The sequence below is a fragment of the Pseudomonas sp. EA_65y_Pfl1_P113 genome (genome assembly GCF_963970525.1).
GTDB lineage: Bacteria > Pseudomonadota > Gammaproteobacteria > Pseudomonadales > Pseudomonadaceae > Aquipseudomonas > Aquipseudomonas tritici.
The window spans coordinates 1-1,344 of the sequence record NZ_CAXAQM010000093.1; the positions used below are offsets into that span (position 1 = coordinate 1).

A 1,344-nucleotide genomic window follows, 5' to 3' on the forward strand; every position below is an offset into this window, starting at 1 on the left:
CGTTCCATGCCACACCGCGCGGCTTCATCGGCCCACAATTGCTCGCGACGATCCTGTTCGACAAGTTCGGTATGCATATCCCGCTCAACCGCCAGAGTGCGCGCTTCAAGTGCGAGGGGATCGACCTGCCGTTGTCGACGCTGGCCGACCAGGTCGGCCACGGGACCTTCGCCGTCATGCCGCTCTTTCACTTGATCGAACGCCATGTGCTCGCGGCCGAGCGCCTTCATGGCGATGACACCACCATCCGTATCCTGGCGAAGGGCAAGTGCAAGACCGGGCGGATCTGGACTTATGTGCGGGATGACCGGCCCTTCGCCGGGCCTGCGCCGCCGGCGGCGGTCTATTACGCCTCGAGCGACCGACGAGGCGAACATCCCCAGAAGCATCTGGCCGCCTTTGCCGGCATTCTGCAAGCGGATTGCTACAACGGCTTCGAGCCGCTGTTCGACCCGCAGAGGAAGGTGCTGCCGATTACGCCGGCGTTTTGCTTTGCCCATGCGCGGCGGGGCTTCTTCGAGCTGGCTGACATCGAGAAAAATGCTCGGGAAGGTAAGAAGGGCAAACCGGTCTCTCCGATCGCGCTGGAGGCGGTCAGACGCCTTGATGCGTTGTTCGAGATCGAGCGCGCCATCAACGGCCGCGGCGCCGACGAGCGGCGCGCCGTGCGCCAGGAAAAGAGCAAGCCGCTTCTCGAGGACATGCACGTCTGGTTGCTGCGTGAGCGCGAAAACCTCTCGCGCTCCTCCGAGGTCCTGAAGCCGATCAACTACATGCTCAGGCGCTGGGACGACTTCGCCCGCTTCCTCGACGATGGCAGGATCTGCTTGACCAACAATTGTGCTGAGCGCGCATTGAGAGGCATCGCCTTGGGACGGCGCAACTGGACCTTCGCCGGCAGCCAGCGTGGCGCCGACCGTGCCGCCATCATGCTGACGATGATCACAACCTGTCGCCTCAACGACGTCGATCCCAAGGCCTGGCTCGCCGACGTCCTCGCGAAGCTAATCAATGGCTGGCCTGCGTCACGACTGGACGAACTGCTTCCCTGGGCATCGACCTACACGATGCATGCTCACGATCCGAGGCTGGCGGCATGAGCCTCAACACGACCGGAGTCCGGATCAAGGGTACTCGTCCGAGGACGGCCGTCTTGCGGGTTTTTCCGATCTGTAGCTGACTGTCGGTATGGATATCCTTACTGATAGTCGCCAAGTGCGTCGCCTTGAAATTGTGGAGACTGGTCGGCGTCGGCGCTGGTCGGTTGCCGAGAAGCTGCGGATTGTCGAGGAGAGTTTTTCGGGTCCGCGGCTGGTGTCGGCGACAGCGCGGCATCATGGGCTT

Annotated in this window: 2 protein-coding genes; both read left to right on the forward strand. The window is 62.7% G+C overall.

Features of this window, described 5'->3' with window-relative positions:
* Positions 1-1,100 (forward strand): IS66 family transposase (locus AACY52_RS28400; RefSeq protein ID WP_339561082.1); only part of this gene is annotated, 1,100 nt, incomplete at its 5' end.
* Positions 1,101-1,188: 88 nt separating this feature from the next.
* Positions 1,189-1,344 (forward strand): transposase (locus AACY52_RS32420; protein WP_370468059.1); only part of this gene is annotated, 156 nt, incomplete at its 3' end.